This window comes from Aquiflexum sp. (assembly GCF_041749095.1).
In the GTDB taxonomy this organism is placed as follows: Bacteria; Bacteroidota; Bacteroidia; order Cytophagales; family Cyclobacteriaceae; genus Aquiflexum.
Genome location: NZ_JBGTCA010000504.1, coordinates 1 through 5,518 on the forward strand (window position 1 = coordinate 1; position 5,518 = coordinate 5,518).

Annotated in this window: 6 protein-coding genes; 3 read left to right on the top strand and 3 right to left on the bottom strand. The window is 40.3% G+C overall.

All coding sequences use genetic code 11. The features are described 5' to 3' along the window. Nucleotides 1-194, top strand: a 194-nt coding sequence (locus ACEW8O_RS23070) for a hypothetical protein (RefSeq protein WP_373496988.1), incomplete at its 5' end; no start/stop codon positions are given. 203 nt (nucleotides 195-397) lie between these two features. Then, entirely contained in the window at nucleotides 398-1,861 is a 1,464-nt protein-coding gene (locus ACEW8O_RS23075; protein WP_373496989.1) for a hypothetical protein, read from the top strand. Nucleotides 1,862-1,951: 90 nt separating this feature from the next. Here ACEW8O_RS23075 and ACEW8O_RS23080 read toward each other — a convergent pair whose 3' ends face one another. Then, nucleotides 1,952-3,196, bottom strand: coding sequence for a serpin family protein (locus ACEW8O_RS23080; protein WP_373496990.1), 1,245 nt, complete (start codon nucleotides 3,194-3,196; stop codon nucleotides 1,952-1,954). Nucleotides 3,197-3,293: 97 nt separating this feature from the next. On the opposite strand from ACEW8O_RS23080, the gene ACEW8O_RS23085 reads away from it, so the two are divergent. Then, nucleotides 3,294-4,208, top strand: a complete 915-nt coding sequence (locus ACEW8O_RS23085) for a glutaminase (protein ID WP_373496991.1) — start codon at nucleotides 3,294-3,296, stop codon at nucleotides 4,206-4,208. A 270-nt stretch (nucleotides 4,209-4,478) separates the two neighbouring features. Here the strand turns inward: ACEW8O_RS23085 and ACEW8O_RS23090 are convergent, their stop codons facing one another. Together ACEW8O_RS23090 and ACEW8O_RS23095 are read right to left on the bottom strand one after the other, a co-directional pair. Beyond that, nucleotides 4,479-4,622, bottom strand: coding sequence for a hypothetical protein (locus ACEW8O_RS23090; RefSeq protein ID WP_373496993.1), 144 nt, complete (start codon nucleotides 4,620-4,622; stop codon nucleotides 4,479-4,481). Then, a partial coding sequence (locus ACEW8O_RS23095; RefSeq protein ID WP_373496992.1) for an OmpA family protein occupies nucleotides 4,594-5,518 on the bottom strand: 925 nt, incomplete at its 5' end. The genes ACEW8O_RS23095 and ACEW8O_RS23090, both read right to left, overlap by 29 nt.

Here is a 5,518-nt window from a genome sequence, read left to right on the forward strand (position 1 = left end):
AATTTGAGAACCGAGAGGCGAGAAGCGAGAGATTAGAATCAAATCCTGCCCCGATAATCGGGGAGACAAGAACCAAGAAGTTTGTGAGAAACGAGGCGAGAAATAATAAAAAGCAATGCATGTCTAGAGTACCATTGACAAATTTGGAGATTGATAATATTGAACTGAAAATCCCGTTCAATTCAAATATATGACTTTGCCTTATCACCTCGAAGTCAGGAGAGGTCTGCAACCCGTTTTGATGTCATTACCATTTCTGAACATTTACAAAATGTAGGGGACGCTGGCAGACAAGAATCAAGATTCACGAAGGGATAGTATTTAATTTTTTATTCAGTAAAATAATCTAACCAATTATTAGTTATAATAGCATGTTTTAATTTTAAAAAGCCTGTTTATGAAATTAAGGATTGGTTTTACAGGATTGATTTTGATTGTTTTTATGACTTTGGCAAAAGCACAAGGGAAATTCAGTTTGGAGTTATCAGGAGGTCCTTCAAAGTCTTATTTAAATTTCGATAATTCTGCATTTGAACCTGATTATCGGTCTTATATCAAATTGGCATGGCATGGTAGTTTAGCGGGTTTCTATGGAATAGGAAATGACCTTGATTTAGGGTTTCAATTGGATTTGGTCAAGAGAAATCATTGGAGAACTTTTGGCACTTACAATTATTTAAGTCCATTTACCTTTTTAGGGGATAATGTCCTTCAGACTGGATTGATGTTACGTAAGTCATACCCCAATCCCAATAATATGGGTTTCTATTGGCAGACTGGTCTCAGTGTAATTTTTCCTCCCACTCCTTTCAACCTGATAAGCAATGGAGAGCCTATTGATGGGATTGAGACAGGACTGCTCAAAAGCAGGTTAGGTCTTGGGCTAAATGCTGAGGTAGGCTATAAAATTTTCAACCGCAGGGACAATTATTTCCTCATCGGTCTTAGGTTCCAACAAGGACTTTACCGAATGGAACATTACAATATCCCAATCTATAATAGCGACGAACAAATGGCTGTTCATCAGGTCAGAAGCAATGGTTCTTTTGCAACCGCATTTTTGGGGTATGGCATCAATACTTCCAATTGGAGCAAGTATAATAAGAAAATTCCCAAACGGTATTATATCCAAAACAAGATGATCAAAAATGAATTGGCCAATGCAGATGGTTTTTATTTGATGGCTTATGGAGGTTTTAGGATCAAGGAACCGCTAACACCAAGACAGGACATTTATTTTAACAGCAGTGGTCAGTTCAGTACGGTCTTAGGGTATAAAATGGGCCGGTATTCCTTAGAGACCGGTTATGGACAATTTTCTGCGGGTAATAATATTTCATTTGACTATGGAATCCATCAGCCATTTTGGACCGATTGGGTGGTTTATGGAATCAATACGCCTTTCGTTCCTTTGACTTTCAAATATGATATTCCGATTTCAGAATTCAAGACCGTTCGATTTGGTCCGAGTTTCAGTTCTTACTTTTTGTTGAAGGACAACACCCATCAAAACAATTACATCTATAGGACCACAGGAGGCGGAATTATTTTTGAAGATGGCACTAGGATTGACCTGACAGGAGTGGTAAGGCCTTTGCCCATTGAAGTACGGAAGTATATGTTTTTCAATGCAGGGATGCACTTGGAGTTCCTGGTTTTCAATTCAAGTTTTATGAGTTTGAATATTTCGAGAAATTTCGGGTCTCCTGTCATCAGCAGATTCGAAGCAGACTATCAGGTGGAAGCCACGAACATAAAATTCGAGCAGGAAGCCACTTTGGATGGGTTCAGATTTGATTTTGGTTGGAAAGTGCCATTGAATATCCTTGACAAACAAAAGAAATTAGCTTTGAAAAGATGAGTCTCAAGGAAATTGGCAGAAATAAATAACTCCACATTTTGGGTGAAGAAACTATGCTGTTGGCATTCTTAAAGCATAAGTATCAACCTCTCAATTCAAACTCGGATTTTCCATTTTACCCATAAACAAGATGGTACCACTATGTTTTTCCTTGATAAAAAATAGGAAAGGTTTGTCCAAGCGTATGAAGGTTGGTGTTACAGGCATAGAAGTGACCCCTATCTCTACTACGGTTGCCGCAGCAGCCTCTGTTCCTTTTTCATCCACTTCAATCATCGCCTGATGGATGATCCTTGAGATATACATATCCATTAAAGGATTCTCAAAGAGTTTGGTGAAATTTTTCGGACTTGGTTCAAAGGCTTTTTTCAATCCAAGGTCCATAAGATGTTGTTTGAGGTTTTCCAGCTTGTATTCCATTTTGAACTTGGGCATTTCCACTATCATTTCATTTTCTCTGCTTTGTTGTTGCCAGGATCGGATATTTTCAAAAGTGATTTCCGGCATCAATGAGGATAATTTTCCTTCACTATGGTAAACGATGCCCATGTTATATTGTCCAGTGCTGTAGGGGAGTTCAAGATATTGGAGTTGGCCGGATTGGAAATAATTAACTTTGATTTTTCCTCCCGTGCTCATCATATCCACTTGAGTGGAGGGAGATTTTTCGGGATAGAAATTCTGTTTTGAGGTTTTGGAGGGATGAAAAGGAGTTTTCCAGTCTCCTTTGAAATAGATGGCATTGACAAGGTACATGATGGCCTCATTGGGGATCCCATCCAACATATTTTTGATCAGACCTCTTGTTTCCCTTTCAATCCAGTTATTGATGACCTGATGGGAATTGGGTTGGTTGAAATCCAGTGCTTCCACATTTGCTCCATAGTAATTTTCCATGGTGGCTTTGAAAGGTGGCTGCACACTCAGACCCTGTCTGTACCAAATGGCATTGGCGATATTGATGGCCACTTTAAGGTCTACATTTTTCAGGAACTCTGTCAGTCCTTTATTGGCATCATTTGCCTTACTCAAATCCAGCCCCTCAAAGTGAAGTACTTTCAAAAACTCCTCCAATACCTCGCCTTCGTTGCCGTTCATGGCCATACTGAGTGCCTGATGTATACTGTAGGGGCTGAAAAAATAATTGCCATCTTCCGACTTTTCGATTTCCCGGAACAATTCCATAGCAAACTCACTGCTGCTATTGACCAATCTGATTTCCTCTTGGTCCAGCGTTCTTATATTGGGAAGTATATCATTCGGGACTTGCGGCACTTGGGCACAAGAAACCAAATATGTCAAACAAATAAAAGGGATGAAGGATAAGTATTTCATAAGACAATGGATTACTGTCAATACGAATTTTTATGAAAAAACGCTACAAATGTTCCCGGCAAATTTTTTCTGCAATAAATAAAAGCCATTTTTGAGCATGGACTATCAGCAATTAATCGAAGAAGTTTACAATGAAGTAAAGTCAGCAAACCCTAGGGGTAAAGTGGCAGATTACATCCCGGAACTGGCAGAAGTAGATGGGGATAAGTTTGGAATCGCATTGGTTGATTTGGAAGGGAATGTCTTTGGTGTGGGGGATTATGAAATTCCTTTTTCCATACAGAGTATTTCCAAAGTGCATACCCTTACCATGGTGGCACATATTTTTCAAAGTAAACTGTGGTCCAGGGTGAACGTGGAACCCAGTGGCAATCCCTTCAATTCTATTGCCCAATTGGAGTTTGAAAAAGGAATTCCCAGAAATCCATTTATCAATGCAGGTGCTTTGGTCATTACTGATGCTCTGACCTCTAAGTTTGACGATCCCATTGCCGAAATCAGCAAATTCATCAATGAATTATCCGGTAAAGAATGTGTCAGAATCAATCAGGAAGTACTGGATTCTGAACTGAAGCACTCTGAAAGGAATACGGCACTTGCTTATTTTTTGAAAGCTCACCAAAATTTCAATAATAAGGTAGAGGATGTTTTGAAAACCTACGTATCCCATTGTGCCATGGAAATGTGCTGTGTGGACCTGGCAAGGTCAATTTCTTATTTGGCCAATGATGGCTATTCCATTTATGCCAAAAGAGAAATAGTTACGGAAAGTTATGCCAGACGGATCAACGCTTTGATGTTGACCTGTGGGTTTTATGATGAAGCGGGAGAATTTGCATATAGGGTTGGTCTTCCGGGTAAAAGTGGGGTTGGGGGAGGAGTGGCGGCAATCATGCCCCACAAATTCAGTATTGGAGTCTGGAGCCCGGAACTCAACGAAAAAGGAAACTCTGTCAAAGCCATTATGGCGCTGGAGCTGTTAACGGATAAGTTGAAGTTTTCTTTGTTTTAAGGAAGAGAAGATTCTAGTTCTTATATTGTACCTAAAGGCACAACGATCTCGACACCCAATGAATATGCTACCAATATCAGTGTCCCTAAAGGGACAAATGGAGATTTCATGAATGAAACCAGATTTGTTAAACAAATGGAATCTTCGAAATCAGTAAAAATAATGGAGTTAAAAAGGATATTTTGATTTTTTCCAATATTGTTTACCCGATACTTCACATCCCGATGGAGATTGCCACGTCGCACGGAGACATTTCTTAAGCAATAAAGGTTACCGAAGTGCTCCTACCAATGACGCAATCTGAGCGGCCGTCACCCTGTCGTAGGAAAGCCTGCCCCGATGCTTTCGGGAGGTCCTGCGACTGCCCCCTGCCCACTGCGACTGCCTACTGCCTACTGAGACTGCTTCCTTCAAGAAGCTCCGCCCTTACCTCCACTTTCCGATCAAGGTCATTGGATCCACTCCGCGTTCCCCTTATCACCTGTCCTCCTGATTCAAATCTCAGACTTTCCAAGGGAATTCCTTTTTCTACCAAGATATTCCCAACATTTTTCATCCTTTCGTCAGCAAGCTTTAGATTGTAGTTGACATTCCCGGTGTTGTCTGCAAATCCCGTAAGCACCAGACCATATTCTTCATTATCTTTTATAAAATTGATTAGGTTGCTTAGTTTATTGATTTCTTCGGCATCAGGAATCCTTTGGTTTACTTTAAAGTAAATTGCTTCTTTGGATTTCAGAATATTGATTACAGGTTCACTTTCTACATATACAGTATCCCTGACTATCACTTCTTGAATTAACGGATTAGGGGATCTAAGTGAAGTTGTAGGTAGTTGTTTTTGATCCATCATTTCAGAGGTTATAGAATTGCCTATAATAGAAGATGTTATCGCCATTGAGATATCATCCAATTGCTTTTGATTAAGAGGAGGGGTTTCAACTGAGGTTGCCTCCGCCTTAACAGTTGAATCTTGAATATTCAGTTCTTCTATTTCACCTTCTTCAGACCCAACTTTTTCTCCTTCCTCTTTGTCAGATAATATGGCTGCTGTTGCAACTGCACCACCTGCTGCGGCAAAGGGCCACCACCGTCTTCTTCTTCTCCTTTCTCCATCACCGGATTCATCGGTTCCGGTTCGTTCACGAACAGTGGATTGTTTATTTGTGGTGGTTGTACTTTGGGTTCTTGTGTTCCGGTCGCGCTGTTGTTGGGAACCCTCCGTCAACAATCTATCCCTTTCTCTCCTCAAATACCGGTTTTCTTCTACAAGCATTGCTATTGTTTCCGGATTCTGCGATATTCTTTCA